Below are 19,807 nucleotides of genomic sequence, written 5' to 3'. Positions count from 1 at the left end.
CCTCACCACGTCAGGGTCAGCGCTGCGTCGGCTTGTGGCTCCGCTGCTGCTCGGTGCTGCCGCGCCGCAGATGGCCCGCCTGCTCCGCGGAGCCGCTCGGCTTCTTCGCCCCGCGCCGTGTGGTCGACCGGCCCCGCGCGGCCGCCGTGGAGACACGCGGAGCGCGCCCGTCCTTGGCCCCGGGGAGGGGACGGGACAGCGCCTCCCCGAGCTGGCGCATCGCCGGGATGTCCACCGTGATGGACGCGGCCTCCCGCGATGCCGGCGGCGGCCCGCTGCGCCCCCCAGCGGAGGAGCTGTAGGCGGTAGCGGCATCCGCCAGGTCGCGCAGTGCCCCGGCCGCCGGTGCGTCGGAGTCCTTCCCCTCCCCCTTCCGCCGGAGGCGGTCCGCCGCCGCCTGCGCCCACTGGGCGACTTTCTCGCAAGCGCGGATCGAGACCTTGCGGAAGAACTCGCCGACGCGGTTGTCCCCCATCAGGCGGTCGAAGTGCTCCCCGGCCCGCTCCCTCATGACGCGGAACAGGTGACCGACCGCGCCGCGCACCGTCTGGATCTTCTCCCACTCCGGGAGGCCCTGGAGTGCGGCGGCGTGCGCATCGGCCCGCTGGAGGGCTGCGCTGACGGCATCGGCCTGCTGCGGGACGGGCGCGGCCGTCTCCGCTTCCGGCTCCGCAGCGGCGGTGTCCGCTTGAGCCGGGGACGGCGGGGCGGCCGGAGCGGGCGGTGCGACGGCCTCAGCGAAGGCCCGCTGCAGCGTGGCGAGGTCGGCGTCGAGGTCGGCGACCAGGTCCTGCGCCGTGCCGTTCTGCGGCGGTACGTGCTCGGCGAAGGCCTCCATGACCGCCTGGAACTCGGCGCGGACGTCCAGCGGTCCGGGCACGGGTTCTGTCGCCGCGGTGTCCGCGGACGAGGTCTCCGTGCCGGTCCACAGCGGTAGCTCACCGGGGGACTGTGCGGCCGTCTCCGGCCGGCTGGCCTGGAGGGCGTCTTCCAGGGCCCGGCGAATGCCGTTGCCGGCGGCGTCCGGAGCGGGGCCGTCACCCTCGGGTGCCACGGTGCTGGCCGGGATCTCAGTGCTGGGCACGTCCGCGGGCCCGGCCGGCGCAGCCGGGGTCTTCTCCCGCGCCGTCTCGGCACTCTGTGAGTCCGGAACTGCGGGACTTCCGGGTTCCGTGGCGGCCTGCCGAGCTTCGGGGGCCGCCGCGCTGTTCTCCGGCGCGGCGGGCGCCTCCGGGCCGGGCGCCGCGGCGGCCGCCTGGTCGCGGGCGGCGGCCCGCTCCGCCTGGACCGCGGCGAGCGTGGCTTGCACCTGGTCCTGCAGGCGCCGGGAGTCGTACAGGAGATGAGCCAGCGGGAAGACGAGCTGGCGGCGCTCGGGATGATCAGGGTCGCCCGGCAGCGAGCCGCCCCAGTTGTTGACGGCCCGCTGGACGGCGTCGAGGTGCTGCGTCATCTGCTGCGAGCCGTAGCCCTCGGACACCGCGGCCGCCAGGCCGTCGAGGCCGCCGACCAGCTCCCGGAAGTGCTGGTGCTGCTCGAAGGCGGGGTAGGCGCGGGCGGCCGCGGCGGCCACCGCTTCCCGGTGCTGCACGGCGGCGTCGCGCAGGTTGGCCCGCAGGGTGTCGACCCGCTGCCGAGGCCCGTCACCGGCGGCCGCGCCGAGGGGCGGACCGGCCGGGATACCGGTGAACGCGGAGTACATGACGGCCGCGTTGACTGCCGCATCCTGCGGCGAGGCGGTCAGGTAGGTGACGTCAGCGGGCAGACCTTCGACAGTCAGGCGCGCGAACCATCCGCCCTCGGAGCCCGGGTGGACGGTGGCGATGACCGAGTCGCCCCGCAGCACGTCGCCGGAGTCGACCGGCTGGCCGTCGAGCCCGGACAGCCGCAGGCCATAGCCGGTGTCCCCGGCGAGCGCGACGGTCTCGACGTAGCGCTGGGGCGCGGGCGGCTCCTCGATGGCCGGCTCGTCCGGTGCGTCGATGGTCTCCGGGATCGGCGGGGTGGTCATGGTCGGTTCCTCCGAAGCGTCTTGCGCCGTCTCGTCGCTGAGGGCGTCCCCGCCCGCCGGGGCCGCGTCCGTCGGTGCGGCTGCCGGGCCGGACTCCGCCACCTGCTGCTCACCCTCCGCTGCCGGCGGCAGTTGCTCGTCCGGGCCGGCGGGCTGCTCGACGGCAGCCGTGCCGCCGACACCGGGCGCGGGTTCCCGGACGTCCTGGGGCCCGGGCTCCGGCACCGCCGCGTCGTCGTCCGTGACGGTGTCCGTCTCGGTGCTGGCCGTGGTCTGCGCGGGCGCGTCCAGGTGCAAGGGCGTCTGCGTGGTCGGCGGGCCCGCCTCCACGTACGCGCGTTCCGCGGCGGTGTACTCGGGCAGGGGAGCGGTGCTGCCGCTGAGCCGCCACCATCTGACCACGTCGGGGGGCAGGACGCCGGGGTTGTGGTAGGCCCAGATGATGCGTCTGTCCGTCGGGGTCCCGAAACTGCGCCCCACCAGGTCGTTGTTCTCGTCGACGATGACGTAGCTCAGCGTGGCCAGGCGGCCGCGGACGAGGTCGTCGGGCAGGGCGGTGACGGTATACGTGCGGTCCCGGTAGGAGTACCGCCACCATCCATCCGCGAGCCTTTCACTCGTCACCGGCGGCATGTCCTGTTCGTAGGTCACCTCCGCGGCAGGCAGCTCCACGCCTTCCCCGGAACGCAGGATCGTGCCGTCCTCGGACACCTCCGACACCGAATACCGCTCGCCGTTGAGATAGACCCGGTCGCCCACCGCGAACAGCGGCTTTTCCGTCGCGGTCTCCGGCCCGCTCGCCGGCGGCTCTGCGACAGGGGCGGCGTCGGCGGCCGGTTCCCCCGGCTCCGGCCCGGGGCGGGCCTCCGTCTCCCCGGCATCGGTGCCTTGGGGCGCCTGCTCGGCGGGCGACGCGGCCGCGTCCTGTTCGGCGGATTCCGTCTCGACGCCCGCACTCTGCGAGTCGGTGGACTGTTCCTCGGAGTTGGCGGCGAGCGCTGCCAGCTCCGCCTCGAAGGACTCGACCGTCACCCGCGACCGGGAGGCGAGGAGACGGGTGGCCTCCCGCACCTGCCCCAGCGGGCCGCGCAGGTCGTCACCGACGACCGCCTCCAGGGCGCCGCTCCAGGCCGCCACCGCGTAGACCTGGCGCACCAGGTCGTCCGGCGAGCCCACCGGGCCCTCCCGCAGGGTCCGCTCGGCGTCTCGGTACGCCTCAGCCAACTGCACGATGGGGTTGGTCGGAGCGCCGTCGCCGTCGGGGCGCCGCTGACGGTCGGCGTCGTGGTACCGCTGGACGGCGGGCAGGGCGGCCCACCGCGCGAACGCCTCGCCCAGCCGGTCAATGTCCGCCTGGGCTTCCGCGTCAGTGGCGTACGGCTCGGCCGGATCGAGCGACGGCACGTCCACGTCCAGGAGCACCACGTCCAGCTCCGGCAGCCCCGACTCTTCCGGAGCATCCGGCGTGCGCTCGTCCTCCCCGGTCCGCTGACGGGCGACCGCCGTCCGATACAGCTCAGCGGCGGCCGGGGCATCGGCGGCGGGTTCCTCCGCCCGCGCCTCACGGAGCCACGCCAGCGCGGCCGCCCGCTGTTCGCGGTCCTCGCCCACGGCTTCGGCGGCCGACCGCACGGCGGCCTCCGACCCGATGTACGCCAGGCACTCGTCGCGGGTGCCGGAGAAGTCGTAGGTGCCGGTCACACCGCGGGACAGGCGGACGACGCGGAACTGGATGCTCTCCGGCTCACCGGGGCGCATGCTTCCGTGGAGCGAGTACCGGATCCCTGCCGCCCCGGTCACCTCCGTCACGGCCAACTGGGCACGTACCGCGTCGTCGAGTGCTGCTTCGTCGCCGTCTGCGGACGCTGGCCGGGCCGTGTCCGGCTCCGCCTGGCCGCCCGCCACGTCCGGGGCCAGGGCACCGAACAGCCCGAGCTGTTCCGTCTCGCTGCGGGAAGCCACGCTCCCCCCTTCCTGAGTGCGGTCGGTCGGCCGGTCCGGCGCGGGCTGGTCCTCGTCGCCCGGCTTCATGGAGGCGGTGTCGGCCGTGTCGGTGGTGCTCGTGTCCGCCGGCGGCGCGGCGGCCGCGCGTGTGGCGAGGTGAGCGGCGGACGCGTGCAGCCGGTGGGCCTGAGCATCCAAATGCTGGCGCAGCCGGTGCAGGGGCAGGCCGACGTAGCGGCCGAGGAGGTCGTCGTCAGCGGCGGCGAACAATGCCGCCGCGGCGGCCTCGGCAATCTCCATCGCCGCGGCGTTGGCCCGGTAGCCGTCCACGCCCCTGCCGGTGGTGTCGATCGCCCCGACCGCCCTGTTCAGCGCCCGGATCTCGCCCTGGGGGCCGGTGCCGTTCGGCCACGCACGCGACACGGCATCCGCGACGGCGGCCCACAGGTCGAAGGTCCGCTGAACCTCGGAGGCGACCTGGTCATGGCTGCCGTGACGGCCGAACAGCGGGGTGATGTCCTGTGCGGGCCGCCGCTCGCGGGGCACGACCGCGATCTCGTCCGTGACGGCCAGCGTGAAGCCGTTGACGGATCCGCTGGCCACGTCGCGGGTGGAGAACATCATCATGGTGCCGCGCTGCGCGTTGTGCGCGAAGCGCAGCTCGGTGACGACCTCGCCCCGCTTGCCGCCTTCGGCGATCAGGTCGCCTACGCGGATCTGTCCCGCGATACGGGTCTCTGGCCGCAGCTCGTCGCGGTGCCCGGCCGGGATGAGGGTCACCCGGGCGGGCAGCAGCGACACGAACACGTCGGCATCGGCCGCGAGTTCGTTGCCGTCCATGTCCCGGATCACCGCATCGAGCAGGGTGGCGCTGCCCTGATAGTTGCGGTAGCCGGGGTGGACCGTCCCGGAGATGCGGACCTGCCCGGGCACGTCCTGGCCCCACGGCGACGGCCGTTCGAGGCGGGAGGCGTTCACGACGGCCGTGATCCGGTCACCGCCCCGGAGCATCTTGCGGTCGACTTCATGTGGCTCCTGCGGCGCCGCAGCGGCCGTCGTCTCCCGCTCGGCGGGCGCTTCCGTGGACTGCTCGGCGTCGGTCGGCGAGGCCGTGTCGGCAGGCTCGGGGGCCTGGCGCGTTGCCCAGATGCGGCGGGCCAGTGCCAGTTCGGCGACGTCAGCCTCCCGCACGTTCAGGCGGAGGACGATGTGATCGATGCACTCGGGGTCGCCGCCGTTGACCCGGTACAGCTCCTTCTCGTAGCTGTCGTCGATGTGCAGGCTGCACCGGCCGCAGACGCCGTTGCCCGCCAGGGCGAAGTCGTTGTTGCGGTAGTGCGCGTACAGCGGCCTGTTGGCCCTCTCACGGGTCTCGCGGGCCACGCGCACGCAGACGTCGATCGCCTCCGCCCGGCTCTCCAGAGGGTCGAATTCCACGATGACGTCGCCGTCGGCGGACTCGACACGCGGCACGTAGGTCGAGGCCAGAGTCTCGTCGTCCTGGTCCACCTTCACCACGAACGGGATGCCGTCCGCGACGACGTCGAAGGCCACCTCGACGGGGTCGAAGCGCGACCCCGTCTCGCCGACCGTCACCGGGATGGGCTCGCGCACCGGAGCCAGACCGTTGCTGGGTACGTAGTCGGCGTACGAGGTGACCGGCCGGGCGGGGATGGAGTCCACCTCCGGCAGGTCCTCCAGCGGCCGCTGCTCCCCGGGCCCGCCGGCGGGCCGCAGGTCGCTGGTCGCGCCGTTGATGGAGTAGCTGTAGCCGGTGGCCTTCTTCCCGCTGCGGCTCAGCACGTGGTACTCGCCGGTGTGGCCGGTCCGGTCGGTGCTGACGTACCAGGTGCCCGCGGCCGCGCCGGGGGCCATCACCTGCCCGGTCACCTGCTGGCCGCTCTGGTCGTCCCGCCAGGTCACCCACGAGCCGATGCCGTACTCCGCGGGGGTCAGGCCGGGGGCGTCAGTCCGCTTGGTCAGCCGCAGCGCGGGCAGCGGCCGGAACGGCTCCAGCCGGTTGGCCGCTTTGTAGGTGCGGCGCCACCGGGCCAGCTGATCGGCCTGTTCCGCAGGCGTCTGGGCTGCCTGTTCGTCCTTGGCCGCGACGACCGCAGCGAGTTCGCTGCGGAGCCGCTGGTAGCCCTCCACGGCCTCCCGGTGGAAGCCGGCGTTCGCGGGGACGGTGTTCAAGGTGAACGTCAGCCGCCCATCAGCGCTGGTCAGACGCTCCCGTCCGTCGTCCTTCGTAGCCGCGTCCCGGGCGGGTGCTTCCTGGCCGGCGGGTGCTTCGGGCTGCACCTCCTCCACAGTCATCTGTCCGTCCGGTACGCCGGTGGATTCCTCCGCTTCCGCCCTGGGGCCGGGCTCGTCCTGTGCCGCCGGGGCCGGGATGCGTTCGGGCTGCGCGAGGCCATAGGCGTCGAACAGGTCTGCTGTGCCGTACCCGTCGCCGTCCGCTGCGGGAGCCTGCTCCGCCGGGTTCCCGGCCGTGCCGTCGGCGGGCTCCGGCGCGGGTACTGAGAGCGTCCCGGCCGTTGTCTCAGCCAGGAGGCCGGGGTGCTCGGCAGGCTGTTCTGAGGGTTGTTCGGCGGTCTCGCCGGAGGGCGCGGGCGCAGGTTGCGGGGCTCCGATATGCCCGACCGTCACGCGGCCGCCGAAGCCGTCGATCAGCTCCTGCAGGGTGCTGCCGGGCCCGGGGCTCTTGGTGCCCTCGGCGCCCGGGGGCTGGACGGTGCCGGTCGGGGCCGGAGCGTTGACCGGTGATTGATACCCGCGGGCCACCACGTACGGCATCGAACGGTCGGTGTGGTCCACCCGCTCATCGACCCACGGCCGACCCGTGCCCATGCCGTTGACGGCCGGGCCTGAGACCTCGCACCACCCGCCGGAGGTGAGTCTGACGGACTCCACACGCAGCCATACGGCCGAACCGGGGACCTTGACCTCAACACCTGCAGCGAGCTGGCCGCGCGTGTCCCCCGTGATCTCCCACACGGTCATCCCACGGTCATCCGTGTCGACGGGCGTCACCTCTGTCGCGGGCGCAGACTCCGCCGGGACGCTGTCTTCACCGCGGGAATCGTCGACCGGTGCGGCGTCCGCAGCGGCCGAAGCCTTGGTCGTCTCGCCCAGTTCGGCGAGGCGGGCGGCGACCGTGCCGTCCGCCTCGCCGTGGACGGTGGCCCGGTGGTCGAGGTAGTAGATCCGCACCGGGTCCCGGTCCTCGGGCTCCAGCTGCGCGATGCGGTGCTGCCATACGGCGTTCTCCACGAAGTGGCTGGCCCACTTTCCGGTGATACGCCGCCCGTCATGCATCTCACCGATGACGGCACTCTTGCGGGTATTGACGTCGAACTTGTTCTCGCCGCTGGCGATCAGCAATCCGTCCGGGTCGTACACCCTGACTGTGCTGCCGTCACGGTCGTAGGTGTACTCCAAGCCGTCGTCGGTCTCCCAGGTCTCCGCCTCCGCAGAAGGGGAGCCCGCCCACCGGGCCTCGGGGTCCCGGCCGCGGACCTGGTCGAGCAGGCCGCGTCCGTAGGGCGAACGGAGCCGCTCGATCAGGCCCTCGCTGGTCCAGTCGAACGGCTCACCTGTCGACAGGTCCCGCCACTGGTCCAGGGCCTCCGCCAGCGTGCGGGCCCGCGCACCATCATCCGACGGCTTCATGTCCTCGTACTCCAGCATCAGCACCGGCTGTGCAGTCCCCGCATGGAAGACGCCCCACCGGTACCGGCCGGAGTCGGGATAGTGCATCCGGGCGATGACCAGGGCTTCGCCGACTAGTTCGACCTCGCTGGCACGTTGCGCCCGCTGGTAGACAACAGCCCGACGGCTGGCGGCCTCGTCCTTCGTTTCGGCGATCCGAAAGGGGTCGCCTTCCTCAATGCGCCAGTGGCGCAGCACGTCTTCCGGCGTCGCGAACCGATCCCCCATGCGCACTCCCCCACGGGCCCGGACATCGGGCCTGTGATCCGGTCTTTTCGCTGCCCTGCGCCGACCGGGCTGGAATCCGCCCGGGGCTCCGGGATCAGCGGCAGGCGTACATGATCCTTGACCGTAACGGCTCAGCAGCAACGGATTTGGTGCCGAGCCCGCTACACGTGACAGCGGTCCGGCAGCAGGTGCCGGGCCGCTGCGGGGCAAGGGCCGGATCAGCCCGCGGACAGGCCGGGGATGCCGTCGGTGTCCGGGCCCGGGCTCAGGTACTCCTGCAGGGCCCGGCGCCGGTACGCCCGCATCTCAGGGGAGTCGGACGTGTCCCGGGCGAGGTGGGCGTCGGCGAGGCCGATGGCCCAGTCGGGCACCTCGTGCCGGTGCTCCAGCGCGTCCAGCACCCGCCGGATCTCCAGCCGCTCATCACCCGCGGCCGCGCGGCGGGCGATGTGCAGGGCCTGGGCGATGGCGGCGGAGCCGACCGAGAGGAAGTCCCGGTACGCGCGCCCGCCCTGCTCCAGGCGGGCAGCGGCCTGCGCCACCGTCAGGGTGCCGCCACTGCGCTCGGCGAGCGCGGCCGCCAGGTGCCCGCGCTCCGCGCGGCGCTGGGCCTCGATCCGTGCGCTGTCCTCGGCGAACGTCGTGTCCGGGTGGCGGTCGGCGACGCAGCGGCCCTCCTGCGTCCAGTCGTGGGTCCAGGCGTCGGGGTGTCGCGGGCCCCACGTCTCGGCGAAGGCCCACCGGCCGCCGGCGCCGACCCGCAGCAGGTCGGCGGTGATGCCCGCGGGGGTGCGGCCGCCTTCGATCCAGGCCAGGGAGATCCAGCCGTCCGTCTCAGACCACACCTTCAGTTCGTACTTCGGCGGGTGCTTCTGGCCTCGGTGCCACACGGGTTCACCCTGACGGCTGGCGTCGGGCGACTCCGGCCGCCCCGGCGGGCACGTGCCGTACGGCAGCCGCGGCACCACCGGGCGGTCGGGATCGGCGTCGACCGTGCACACCTTGCTGGGCAGGGCCGCCAGGTTGCCGGTGACATGCCGCCAGACCTGCGCCCGCACAAACCCCGCATCGCCGTAGCGCGGGTCGCGCGGTTGCGCCAGGCGGTGCGCAACGAGGGCGCGCGCCAGTTCCTTCGCCCGGTCGACGTCCGCGCACCAGGCCCAGGTCTGCCAGCTGGGGGTAGCGCCCTGGTGAGTCTCACCGACCAGGCCGTCCGGCACGTTGAACACCCGCACCTCATAGGGCAGCTGCGGGCTGGGCGCCGTCGGGTCGAAGCCGTCCAGGATGTCGCCGGGCGCCTCTACACCCCACCCGTTCTGTGCCCACCGCCAGCGCGGATCGTCCTTCGGGTGCCACACCAGCGGCCACAGGGCCGCCACCTCCACCGAGCCGTCGGCCGTCCGGTACGGCACGGGGATGCGGGTGCCCTTCTCCACGGCGGCTGCCGCGGCCTGCTGGTAGATCACCTCACGGATCAGGTAGCCGTCGGCGGCCGGTTCCGCCACCCCCCAGCGCTCCCCGTTGTAGTGCGCCGGCGGCGTCTCGTCCGACCAGATCACCCGCACCGGCACGACGCCGTCGCGGGCCACGACGTCGGACAGGGCCGCGACCACGATCTCGTCCCACCCGTACCGGGCGGCGCCCTCGCCGGGCGGGACGGCGGCGGCCGCGCGCAGCGCGGCGGTGTACTTGACGCCCTGCCGCGCGGCGGCCCGGGCCTTCTTCGCTGCGGTGCTCTGCTTCTTCGGCATCACGCACTCCAAGCACGGCGGTCCCCACGCGTCCGCCGGCCGTGTACGACGAGGCCGGTATGCAGACAGCACTTCACTCCGCGGGCCCCGTGAGACCTTGGCCGACTGTGCCCGGGCGGCGTGGGCGCCAGGGCGGCAGCGAACGGCGTACGCGTCTTGCCGTGAGCACCACGGTAGGGGTTCCCACTGGCATCGTGCCGCGGCTTTCGGCCGGTTGCCCGGCACCGCCCCCGCTGTCGGTGCGGGCGGCTACGGCGGTACCGGCCGCCGCACGTCGACCCGACTCCGAGCCGCACTGCGCCCACGCCGGGAGCGGTGACAGAGGACAAGGGGCTTGAGCCTCACGTGACGCCAGACCACCCCGAAGCCTTTCCGTTGACCACCGGCGCCGCGGCGGGATGCACGGGGTCCGCCGCCGGGACAGCGACCGGTCATGACCAGCGACAAGCACACCAAACGCGCCGCCCGCGACCTCGCCGCCCGCGAGGGCATCTCGTACACCGCCGCCCGCTGGCGCCTCACCGGGACGGCCGACCAGGAGCCGCGGCCCCCGGTCGCAGTCCCGGTCACCAACACACTGTGCCGGGAGGGCTGCGACGGCTCGGACCACCCGGGCACCGTGTGCTGGGGATGTCGGCAAGAGCGAACATCACGCCGCCGCCGTCAACCGTGTTGGGAAGAAGGTGTCCGACAAGCCGCTGCCCAATGGGTCGGCCCGGTACTCCCGAAGCTGCGGGCCCGGGGCCAATGGGCCCAGGGCGCCGCCGGGGGGGGTACGGGGCGGGGGGGGGGGTTGCTGGGCTTATGTGTGAGCGAGTTCCTGCAGCAGCGCGTCGAGGAACTCCGGGTCGCCGTCGTCGTGGAGGCCAATCTGTGCGCAGGTCATGCCGGCGGCGTGCAGGCGGTTGCGGGTGGTGGCGTGTCCGGGGTGGAGGCGCTGGAGGTGTTGTGCGTGCGGGGTGGCCTCCTCGATGCGGTCGAGGAGCGCGGCGAGCTGGCGGGTGGTGAGGTGGGTGTGGCCGGTGGCGGCGAGGGCGCGTTGCACGGCCCGCTCGTAGGCGTTCATGGGCGTCTACCGTAGCCGGGAGCGGTCCGACCCGGGCGAGGGCGGAAGCGGCGCTCGAGGGCCATCTGCTCGGGCCGGCCGCGCCGTACGAGCACGTCGACGTCGGCCGCCTTGCGCGCCCACTTCGCCACCACGTCTGCGGGCACGGCGATGTAACGCTCAGGGAGGGAAGCCCAAGGGTAGCGGTGTCTAGAGCTTTACTCTCAGCTACTTGTCACTTCGCCGCAGCTTCGGGAGTACAGGGCCGGGGCCGCTGGACCAGCTTGCGCGGTATGCGCCGCCCGAGGGACCGTACGGCGCCTGGCCATGACGTTGACGGCCGTCAGGCACCACCGCCTCCGGCCGCAACGATCAGAGCCAGGACAGCGGCGAGCGCGGCGACGGTCGCGATGCCGGCCATGACAGGGGCGTTGAGCGATGGACGGCGGTGCACGGCGTAGACCACGGCGCCGACGACGAGCACGGTGACCAGGACCAGCAGGACAACAACCAGCAGAGTAAGCGTGGACACGGGGTTTCCCCTCGGGAGCGGACAAACGGATGGCCTGAATGTGGATGTCGGCGGGAGTGTGGGGCTCCCTGCTCATTACGTCTCGGGCACCGGACCCGGACAGGTGAACACAGGGTCGTGGTTGCGGGGGTTAGCCTCGCAACTCCGCCCTGACCTGTGCGAGAACCCGCGGTGTGACGAGGCGGGCGGTGCCGCTCTCTGTTCTGTACTGGGCATGCGGGGGAGCGTTTACGGTAGGCGCTCGATCTGGTGCTCGGCCGGTTGTGCAGGTGGTGTGGTCACGGCAGGGGACGACGATTCCTGGTTGTGGCAGCTCGGGTGGTGCGTGGGGACCTGGTGGCACAATGAGGTTCTCCGGCCGCAGGACAGGTGACCGGGTGTCAGCCCGTCGACTCGCTTCCTGCGGCCGGAGGTGTGCGTTCAGGCGGGGAGGTCGGGGAGGCGGTACTCGTACTTGCGGGGCCGGAGGTCTTTTTCGGCTGGTTCCCAGTCGGGGTAGTGCCAGATCCTGCCGCCGCTGGGAGTGTAGGGGTCGGTGGAGGTGTCGACCTTGATGTCGCTGACGACGTAGAGGTCGACGGTGTTGTCCTTGTCCCGGGCGTGCAGGACCTCGTTGATGGTGAGTTCGACGCTGGTGGCTGCGCCGGTGGTGCCCTTAACCTCGACGTGGCGTTCCTCGGTGCCGCGGGTGCAGCGCAGGTCGTAGGGCTTGCCGAGCTTTTCGACCGTCCAGCCCTGCTGCTCGTAGTGGGCGGTGGCGAGCTGTTCGGCGTGCTCCTCGATGGCTTTGCGCTTTTTGGGGTCGGAGATGTAGCCGGCGCCGCGGCGGCGGCGCTGGGGCTTCTTCTTGCCTTCGACCTGTTCGGCGGTGAAGCCCGGGGACTTGTCCAGGGGGACGTCTTCGGGGGCGTTGGGGTCGAAGGGGATGCCGGCGAGCTTCAGGAGGTGCTGGGCGGGCATGTCGACGAGTTTGCCCATGCCGCGGTCGGTGCCCGAGCGGCGGATGGCGTCGCTGCCGGCCTCGGTCAGCGGGCCCTCGGGGCCTAGGGGGACGTTTTCGAGCTTGGCCAGGGGCTCGATGCCGAAGCGCTGGGGGTACTTCAGACGGCGTTCGGCCTCTTCGTCGGGCCAGTGCCAAGCGGTGCCTTCGTAGAAGCCGCCGCGGACCTGGAAGAGGTAGAGGGTGGCGGTCTTCTGCAGCCACTCCTCCAGCTGGACGCGGGGGGAAGCGCCGGTGGCCAGGACGGCGAACCGGGGGCGGGCGTGCTCGTACTCGGGCTTCTTCTCCGGGAAGCCCCAGGAGAGGGTCTCGATGCCGTGCTCCAGGTTGCGCTGGGACTCGGTGCTCTGGCCGACATGGACCATGACGAACGTCGAACTCTTCATGCAGGCCATCATAACCAGGCTCTTATCGAGCAGTCGATAGCTTTCCTATTTGGCAGCCTTCCGGCCCGGGCGGGCCAGCGGATTGCTCAACTCACGGAGCTGAGAAGCTTGTTGAGGCGGTAGCAGAGGGCAGGGCGACCGGCCCGGGCCGGTCCGCCGGTTGGTGTGCAGCAGCCGCACAGACAGGGAGAAGCACGTGCCCGAGCAGTTCCCGACTCCAGGCCCGGCCGCCGGCGGCCCGAGCGACTCCGATCGGTTCGGGGGTGCGCAGTCGCCGGTTTCCCCGGAGCCGGCAGCAGCCGAAGCGGTCGCGTGCGTGGCCGCGGGCCGGGTCGGCGACATCGCCGCCTGTCTTGGGGAGGCTTCGTTTTATGACCGGTGCGCGGCTTGGTACCGTGCGGCCGGCTTCGGGACACCGGGTGCCGCGGAGGAACGCAGCTGGCGCAACAGCTGGCCGCCCCTGTTCGCGGCGCTGGTGCGGGCCGGGCTGAAAGACCTCCAGGTCTACCTGGAGTACGGCACGCCTGGCGGCGGACGGCGCCTGGACGCCCTGCTGGTCGGCGCCGTACCAGGCGGGGCGCTGGGGCTGGTGGTCGTCGAGCTCAAGCAGTGGCAGACCTGCCGCATCCTCGATGCCGAGCGGGTCATGCGCGGCGACGGGGTGGTGACGGCCCATCCGGTCCATCAGGTCGGCGCCTACCGCAGCTTCTTCCAGCACTGGCGCCCGAAGAACGCGCCGGAGCTTCAGGTGCGTGGGGTGGTGGTGCTGCACAACGCCACCGCCGATGAGGGGGCGGCGCTGGCCGCGGGCGCCGGCGGGGACGTCGGTATCCCGGTGCTGACGGCGGAGGAGTTGTCCGGGCCTGCCGGGGCGCTGGCGGGGCTGCTGCAGTGCGGGGACCTGGTGGCGCCGGACGCCGGGCAGGTGGCAGTGTTCGAGGGCATCCGGTGGACGCCGTCCAGTCGGCTCCTCGACCACGTCGGTGCCGATCTGGCTGGCAACCGCGCCTTCGCCCTGGTCGGCGACCAGCAGGACACGTTCGTGCGGATCCGCGCCGCTGCTTCCCGCTACCTGACCGCCCTGGACGCTGGCGCCGCTCAGAGGCCGAACAGGCATCGCAACACCACGAGCGGGGCCATCATCACGGTCAGCGGCGGCCCGGGCAGCGGCAAGACCGCGCTCGCCGTGCGGCTCCTGGGTCACCTCATGCGCGCCCACCCCGCGTCCCGTCCCCGCTTCATCACCCCCTCCGGCACTCTGCGCACCCACCTCCTGGACGCCACCCGCGGCCACCTTGCCGCCCGCGAGCTGTTCCCTGCGGCCGGCTCGATACGCAGCACCGCCCGCCAAGCCGGTGCCCTGGTCATCGATGAAGCCCAGCGCATCAAACGCGGCGGCACCCGCGGCCTTCCGCCGGACCTGGCCGCCGTGCTCGAGCAGGTGCCGCTGGCCGTCATCTTCCTCGACGAACGGCAGATCATCCGCCCTGACGAAGGCACCACCGTCGACGAGATCCGCACCGCCGCCCACGCCCTGGGCCGCACCCACCACCACCTGGAACTTGCCGGATCGTTCCGGTGCAGCGGCTCAGCCGCCTACACCGCCTGGGTCGACGCCCTCCTCTACGGCACACCCACCCCGTGGACCGGACACACCGGCTACAACCTCCACCTGGCGGACGATCCGTTCCAGCTGCAGGAACGGATCGAACAGGCCACCGCCGCCGGGCACGCCGCCCGCACCACCGCCGGGTTCTGCTGGCCCTGGACCCGCAACCGACCCCCCGGCGCCACCTCTCTCCCCCTCGACATCCACATCGACGTCCCCGCCACCCACCCCGATACCCCGACCCGGACCTGGCGCGCCGCATGGAACGCCGCCACCGCCCTCACCCACCCCGACACCGGCCGCCCCCTCGCCCCTCACAGCCAGCTCTGGGCCAGCCACACCGGCGGCCACCAACAGATCGGCTGCATCTACACCGCCCAAGGCCTCGAATACCACACCGCCGGCATCATCATCGGCCCCGACCTCACCTGGGAAAACGACCACTGGACCGCCCACCCCCACCACAGCCACGACCCCGCCCTACACCACCTCACCCCACAGCAGTACCTCCCCTACGCCCTCAACACCTACCGCGTCCTGCTCACCCGCGGCACCCACACCACCCACATCCACACCACCCACCCAGGCACCCACCACCTCCTCACCAGCCTCATCCGCTGACTGGGCCCGGGGACAGACACAACTCAGCGCCGGACAGGTCGTCCGGCGCTGAGTTGCGCAGTCAGTTGTGGAGGTGCTTGCGGCTACCGCTTGTCGTGGCGGTTACCGAGCAGAACGTGGACAACGGGCAGGAACCCGACCGCCACGGCCAGGGACCAGATCCCCTGCCACGGCATCGGGACGTCCACGGAGACCTTGAGCAGCACCAGGGGGCCGACAATGGAGCCGACGAGACCCAGGACGCGGGTCGAGGCGTTGATCATCTGCCCGGTGTGGGGGCCCGGGACACGCATCCCAACCTTGAACTTGTCCTTGGTGACCTCGATGGTCACCTGGGCGTCGCTGGTGGGCACTTCCACCTGGTCGACCGGGCTCGTCCAGATCCGCGTCTCGGCCTGCGCCGACGGCTGCTCGCTGCTGCGGGGTGCAGTGGTGGCCTGCGTAGAGTTGTTGATCATAGGGCTGGGTACCTCCATGGTGGCGGCGATCGAGCCATGCACCGCGAATCGGCGCATACCTGAACTCGATCTAGATCCCAGCCAGCAGCTCGCCCCTACGTGTCGTAGAGAGTCGAGCAGCGGGCTCGGCATAGCTGCCCGCTGAACCGCTGGCATGGATGAAGCCGCATGGAGATCCCCTTCTGATCGACTGCACGGCGGATGCCGCGCCTCAAAAGTACACGACGCCAGGCCCGCTGTACACCATTTCGTCACCAGATTGGTGAGCTTCTTACACCCGAAGCGACTGGAATACATCCTTCCCGAACGCGCAGAGCACCGAAATGGTGCACGCCAGGTGCGTAGGTGTCATGATGGGGAAGTCAAAGGTGCCGCCCGGTACCGTCCCCACTTCCAAGGAGGCCGAGAGACATGTCCCGTCAAGCGGACAAACTCCACGCCGTACGCACCGAGAACGAACGTTTCACCGTCACCCTCATCGCCACAGCAGCCCAAGCCGTAGCCACCCTCATGCGGCTCACCGGCCTGTCGAAGACCGACGTCATCAACCGAGCCGTACAGGTCTACGCCTTCCTCGCCCAGCAAATGGCCGACGGCAAGGAAGTCCTCCTGCGCGACGAGCAAGGCAACACAGAACGAGTCCACATCGTCTGAGCACGACAGGACCACCACAATGGCCGCCCCAAAAGGACCGGGCACCAACCCGGCTGTGCCCCTACCCCACGCACACCGCACTCCGGGGTGCGCGTGCGAGGACCATGGACGCACAGGCAGACGGCGAGGCGGTGGAGAGCACGTCACGACGCTCGCTCCGCGCTCGACCATGCCCTCGCCCGCCACGTACGAACGCGCCCCGCGTCGGGGGTAGACGCAAGTTCTCGCGGTCTGCCTGTACCGATCCAGATCGAGCTTCACGAGACTCATGACAGTTCAAGATCTACTCGGCTCTAGGATCAGAGCAGTATGCACTCAACTGTCCGGGTCCTGTACCCGCCGTCTCAGGACAGGAACATGTTCTTCGACTCCCGCACCGCAGAAGCTTTCCTCGACGCCTTGATCGAGGCGCTGCCGTACGAGTGGAACGGATCATGGACAGGGCCGCAGCTGGCCGACAGCGAGCAGGAAAAGCTCCGTCTAGGAGATCTGGCCCGTGACGCCCGTGCCTGGGAAAAGTTCCTCCGGCCGGGTGAAACTACCGGCCCCGGTGCGCGCTTGCTGCTGGGTCTGGGCGATGTTGATGTGCGTTACGGAGCCGTCATCGGGCAATTGTCTGGCCCCGGCGAGGCCTCGTCCCTGTTCATCTACTCCCCTGGTGGACTCGCAGACGACCAGGGAGAGTTCCTTCGGCTGCCGCACGCCAGCACTCCCGGCCAAGTGGCTCACAGCCTGTGCCGGTTGGCCCGTGCCGCGGACCGGCGCGCGGTCGAAAAACACCTGCAAGAGGCGGCAGCAGACGGACGCCACCCGGTCGGTTGGTTCCCCGGCGAGCGCATCATCGTGTTCGATCTGGAGTCGACCGGTCTGGACCCCGATACGGACCGGATCGTGGAGGCCGGCTGGCTGCTGGCCGACCACCGCGCCCTGGCCTGGGACAGCGTCCTGATCGATCCGGGCGTGCCGATTCCCGAGGATGCCTACAACATCCACGGCATCGACGACATGCTGGTCCGTGAGAATGGTGCGCGCCCTCGTGACGCCCTCGACGCATTGACCAGCACTCTCGCCAAGCAGATCGTCGATGGCGCCACGCTGGTGGTCTTCAACCGCACCTACGACCTGCCTCTGCTGGACGCGGAATGCCGCCGCCATGGCCTTCCCACGCTGGCCGACCGTCTGGGCGGGCCAGCGCAGGTTGTGGACCCGATGCGGATCAGCCAGCAGACCCGTCGCAGGCAAGACAGTCACGCCCTGGCCGATCTGGCCGCCTTGTACTCAACCGGCAACCTCGCCGCCCACAGCGCCCTCGGCGACTGCCTGGCTACCTGGGACGTCCTGGCTGATTCCTGCCGCAACAACAGCAAAATCATTACGCGCCTGCTGGCTCTCAAGCAAGGGATCGACCGGCCCGATGAGTCGCTCACGGTGCGCCACCTGCTGGTCTGCAGCAACGTCTGGTAAACAGCCCAAGCCGCCGTCCACGTCACCCGCCACGGCCGGACGGCGAGTAGTCCGCCCGCACCGCAGACACACCCGCAGGCGGCCAGAGAGCTGAGCGGCTCGATGGGGATTCTTGAACGATCCGGGAGGAGCGGCGGCACGGTCACTACGTCTGTACGTAGGAGTCGATAATCTGCGCGGCTTCCCGGTACTCCATGCTGAAGAACTCGCGGTCCCTGCGATTTCGGAGTTCGTTGCCGATGTGTTCGCCTCGTTGCCGCGGCGGGATGAGCGGCGGTGGGGCGAGTGTTATCTGCGGGGTCTGATGCTGGACGGCCGGCGCAAGTCGATCCAGCCGATGGCCGAGCGGCTGCCGGACGGGAACATGCAGGCCCTGCAGCAGTTCGTGAACCAGTCGCCGTGGGATCCGCTGCCGGTGCGGCGGCGGATCGCCCAGCGGCTGTCCGAGGCGATCACGCCCGAGGTGTGGGTGATCGATGATGTGTCGTTCCCCAAGTGCGGCACCGCGTCGGTGGGGGGTAGCCCGCCAGTACTGCGGGGCGGTCGGCAAGCGGGCGAACTGCCAGGTCGCGGTCAGTGTCCACGCCGCCACCGACACCGCCTCCTGCCCGCTGGATTGGCAGTTGTATCTGCCGCGTGAGTGGACGGACGAGCCGGACCGTTGCGCCGGGCCGGAGTCCCCGACGGCACCGGCCACCAGGAGAAGTGGCGTCTGGCGCTCGGCCTGCTCGACACGCTCGGCGAGTGGAGGTTGAAGGCGCCGGTGGTAGTCGCTGATGCCGGCTACGGCGTCAGCACTCCGTTCCGGACCGGTCTCGAGGAGCGCGGGCTGGCCTATGTTCTCGCCCTGACCGGGAAGGAGGTCGCCCACCCGGAGAATGCCCGGCTGGCTTTATCGAGTGGTAGTGGGCCCTCGGGGAGTTTTGGTGTGGTGGGTAGCGGTGGGGTGTTCAATTCGCTGAACACCTCTGTGTCGTCGTGTCGTGCCTGGCAGGCTGTGGCCGGTGAGGAGTGACTGGCTGGGGAAGTTCCGCCGGGAGCAGCGGATGCTGGCGCGGGTGCGGCGGGCTGCGCGGCGGCTGGAGCAGGCCGAGAAAGAACGGGTCTGGGCGCTTGCGTCGGCGCGGGCCAACGGGGTGTCGGTACGGAAGGCCGCGGAGGCGGCCGGGCTGTCGCCGACCCGGGTGCACCAGCTGACCAAGGACACCTCCGGGGAGGTGCTGGAGGCGGTACTGGCCGAGTTGCGGGCGGCGGGCTGGCCTGCCCCGGAAGATCCCGGCGGCAGCGGTGACGAGGAGCTGGCGGGGCGCGCGGACGTGGCCGGGCGGCTGGTGGACGAGGTCGGCTGGATCTGTCAGTGCGCGCAGTGGATCGACCACCTGGAGCGTGAGAGCCACCCGCCGGTGGTGAATCTGCGGCCGGAGGCAGATTTCCCGGACCGGCATCCGGTGGTGGTCGATCTGCCGCGGGTGGCAGTGGTGCTACGGCGCATCGCCTACGACATCGATGACCTCGCCCATGCCCGCAGCATCGACGACCTCGACCAGGCGCGAATTCGCGACGGTCCGAGGGCGGAGCGGCGCCGGCGCCTGGCCGAACCGGATCTGGCCTTCGCCGAGTTCTATGCCCGTACCGGGACGCCGTCCCAGTCCATCCGCCAGGGCGCGGACGCCTGGACGGCCTACCAGGCCGAACGCCACCACCGCGGGGAAACGGACGAGAACCCCTACACGGCGTACAACCCCTTCCACCAGGGCAGGCCCTGACCCGGAAGCGTCCTACGCGTCCTTGCCCGTTGTCCTGCTGGCACCAGAGGCCCCATGGAGCCGCCACGTCATGAGCACACCCCAGCCTCCCGCACCTGAGGCGCCGTCCTGGCCGTACTGCGCACACGGTGCAGACCCTGCCACCGACCCCGTCGGCTGCCGCGGTATCCATGTTTCCGGTCACACCGCGTGCCTGGCCCACCTGGCCGACGCCGACCGTGACGCCTACCTGGCCGGTCTGACCTCCGGCGCCGACATCGACCACCGAGGCACCCCCTTCACCCCTGAGCTACTGAACCGGTTACTCACCGCCCTGCACGACCCCACCACCAGTAGGCCCCACATCGGCGCCGCCCGGTTCGGCGGGGCGACCTTCACCGGCGACGCCCGGTTCGAAGGGGCGACCTTCACCGGCGACGCCTGGTTCGGCGGGGCGACCTTCACCGGCGACGCCCGGTTCGAAGGGGCGACCTTCACCGGCGACGCCTGGTTCGGCGAGGCGACCTTCACCGGCGACGCCCGGTTCGAAGGGGCGACCTTCACCGGCGACGCCGAGTTCGACAGGGCGACCTTCACTGGCGCCGCCCGGTTCGGCGAGGCGACCTTCACCGGCGACGCCGAGTTCGA

The 19,807-nt window shown here is 71.3% G+C and carries 12 protein-coding genes and 1 pseudogene; 7 read left to right on the top strand and 6 right to left on the bottom strand.

Features of this window, described 5'->3' with window-relative positions:
- Positions 1-16: 16 nt before the first annotated feature.
- The 5 genes from ACIBAI_RS22545 to ACIBAI_RS22525 all read right to left on the bottom strand — a co-directional run bounded on the left by ACIBAI_RS22545 (position 17) and on the right by ACIBAI_RS22525 (position 12,608).
- On the bottom strand, positions 17-7,894 hold the full coding sequence (locus tag ACIBAI_RS22545; protein WP_399036796.1) for a hypothetical protein: 7,878 nt from the start codon (positions 7,892-7,894) through the stop codon (positions 17-19).
- Positions 7,895-8,112: 218 nt separating this feature from the next.
- On the bottom strand, positions 8,113-9,645 hold the full coding sequence (locus tag ACIBAI_RS22540; RefSeq protein ID WP_399036794.1) for a hypothetical protein: 1,533 nt from the start codon (positions 9,643-9,645) through the stop codon (positions 8,113-8,115).
- Between the two features lie 802 nt (positions 9,646-10,447).
- A complete protein-coding gene (locus ACIBAI_RS22535; RefSeq protein ID WP_399036792.1) occupies positions 10,448-10,711 on the bottom strand; it encodes a hypothetical protein in 264 nt (87 codons plus the stop codon).
- Between the two features lie 322 nt (positions 10,712-11,033).
- Positions 11,034-11,222, bottom strand: a complete 189-nt coding sequence (locus tag ACIBAI_RS22530) for a hypothetical protein (protein WP_399036790.1) — start codon at positions 11,220-11,222, stop codon at positions 11,034-11,036.
- Between the two features lie 420 nt (positions 11,223-11,642).
- Positions 11,643-12,608, bottom strand: coding sequence for a protein NO VEIN domain-containing protein (locus ACIBAI_RS22525; RefSeq protein ID WP_399036788.1), 966 nt, complete (start codon positions 12,606-12,608; stop codon positions 11,643-11,645).
- Positions 12,609-13,083: 475 nt separating this feature from the next.
- Between ACIBAI_RS22525 and ACIBAI_RS22520 the strand changes: the two genes are divergently transcribed.
- Complete coding sequence (locus tag ACIBAI_RS22520; RefSeq protein ID WP_399036785.1) at positions 13,084-14,838, top strand: DNA/RNA helicase domain-containing protein; 1,755 nt, start codon at positions 13,084-13,086, stop codon at positions 14,836-14,838.
- An 83-nt stretch (positions 14,839-14,921) separates the two neighbouring features.
- Here the strand turns inward: ACIBAI_RS22520 and ACIBAI_RS22515 are convergent, their stop codons facing one another.
- A complete protein-coding gene (locus ACIBAI_RS22515; RefSeq protein WP_399036783.1) occupies positions 14,922-15,296 on the bottom strand; it encodes a hypothetical protein in 375 nt (124 codons plus the stop codon).
- 411 nt (positions 15,297-15,707) lie between these two features.
- Here ACIBAI_RS22515 and ACIBAI_RS22510 point away from each other — a divergent pair, with 411 nt between their 5' ends.
- From ACIBAI_RS22510 to ACIBAI_RS22485, 6 genes and pseudogenes are all read left to right on the top strand, one after another.
- Entirely contained in the window at positions 15,708-15,950 is a 243-nt protein-coding gene (locus tag ACIBAI_RS22510) for a hypothetical protein (protein ID WP_399036780.1), read from the top strand.
- A gap of 357 nt (positions 15,951-16,307) precedes the next feature.
- A complete protein-coding gene (locus tag ACIBAI_RS22505) occupies positions 16,308-17,414 on the top strand; it encodes an exonuclease domain-containing protein (RefSeq protein WP_399036778.1) in 1,107 nt (368 codons plus the stop codon).
- 241 nt (positions 17,415-17,655) lie between these two features.
- Positions 17,656-18,054, top strand: coding sequence for a transposase (locus ACIBAI_RS22500; protein ID WP_399036924.1), 399 nt, complete (start codon positions 17,656-17,658; stop codon positions 18,052-18,054).
- A pseudogene (locus ACIBAI_RS22495) lies at positions 17,993-18,429 on the top strand (transposase); the annotation flags it as partial. The gene ACIBAI_RS22500 and the pseudogene ACIBAI_RS22495, both read left to right, overlap by 62 nt.
- Positions 18,419-19,180, top strand: coding sequence for a hypothetical protein (locus ACIBAI_RS22490; protein WP_399036776.1), 762 nt, complete (start codon positions 18,419-18,421; stop codon positions 19,178-19,180). The pseudogene ACIBAI_RS22495 and the gene ACIBAI_RS22490, both read left to right, overlap by 11 nt.
- A 70-nt stretch (positions 19,181-19,250) precedes the next feature.
- Positions 19,251-19,807, top strand: a 557-nt coding sequence (locus tag ACIBAI_RS22485) for a pentapeptide repeat-containing protein (protein ID WP_399036774.1), incomplete at its 3' end; no start/stop codon positions are given.

This window comes from Streptomyces sp. NPDC051041, assembly GCF_044456065.1.
Lineage (GTDB): Bacteria > Actinomycetota > Actinomycetes > Streptomycetales > Streptomycetaceae > Streptomyces > Streptomyces glaucus.
The sequence above is the reverse complement of the archived record's forward strand: the minus strand, read 5'-3'. Positions and strand labels throughout refer to the sequence as shown.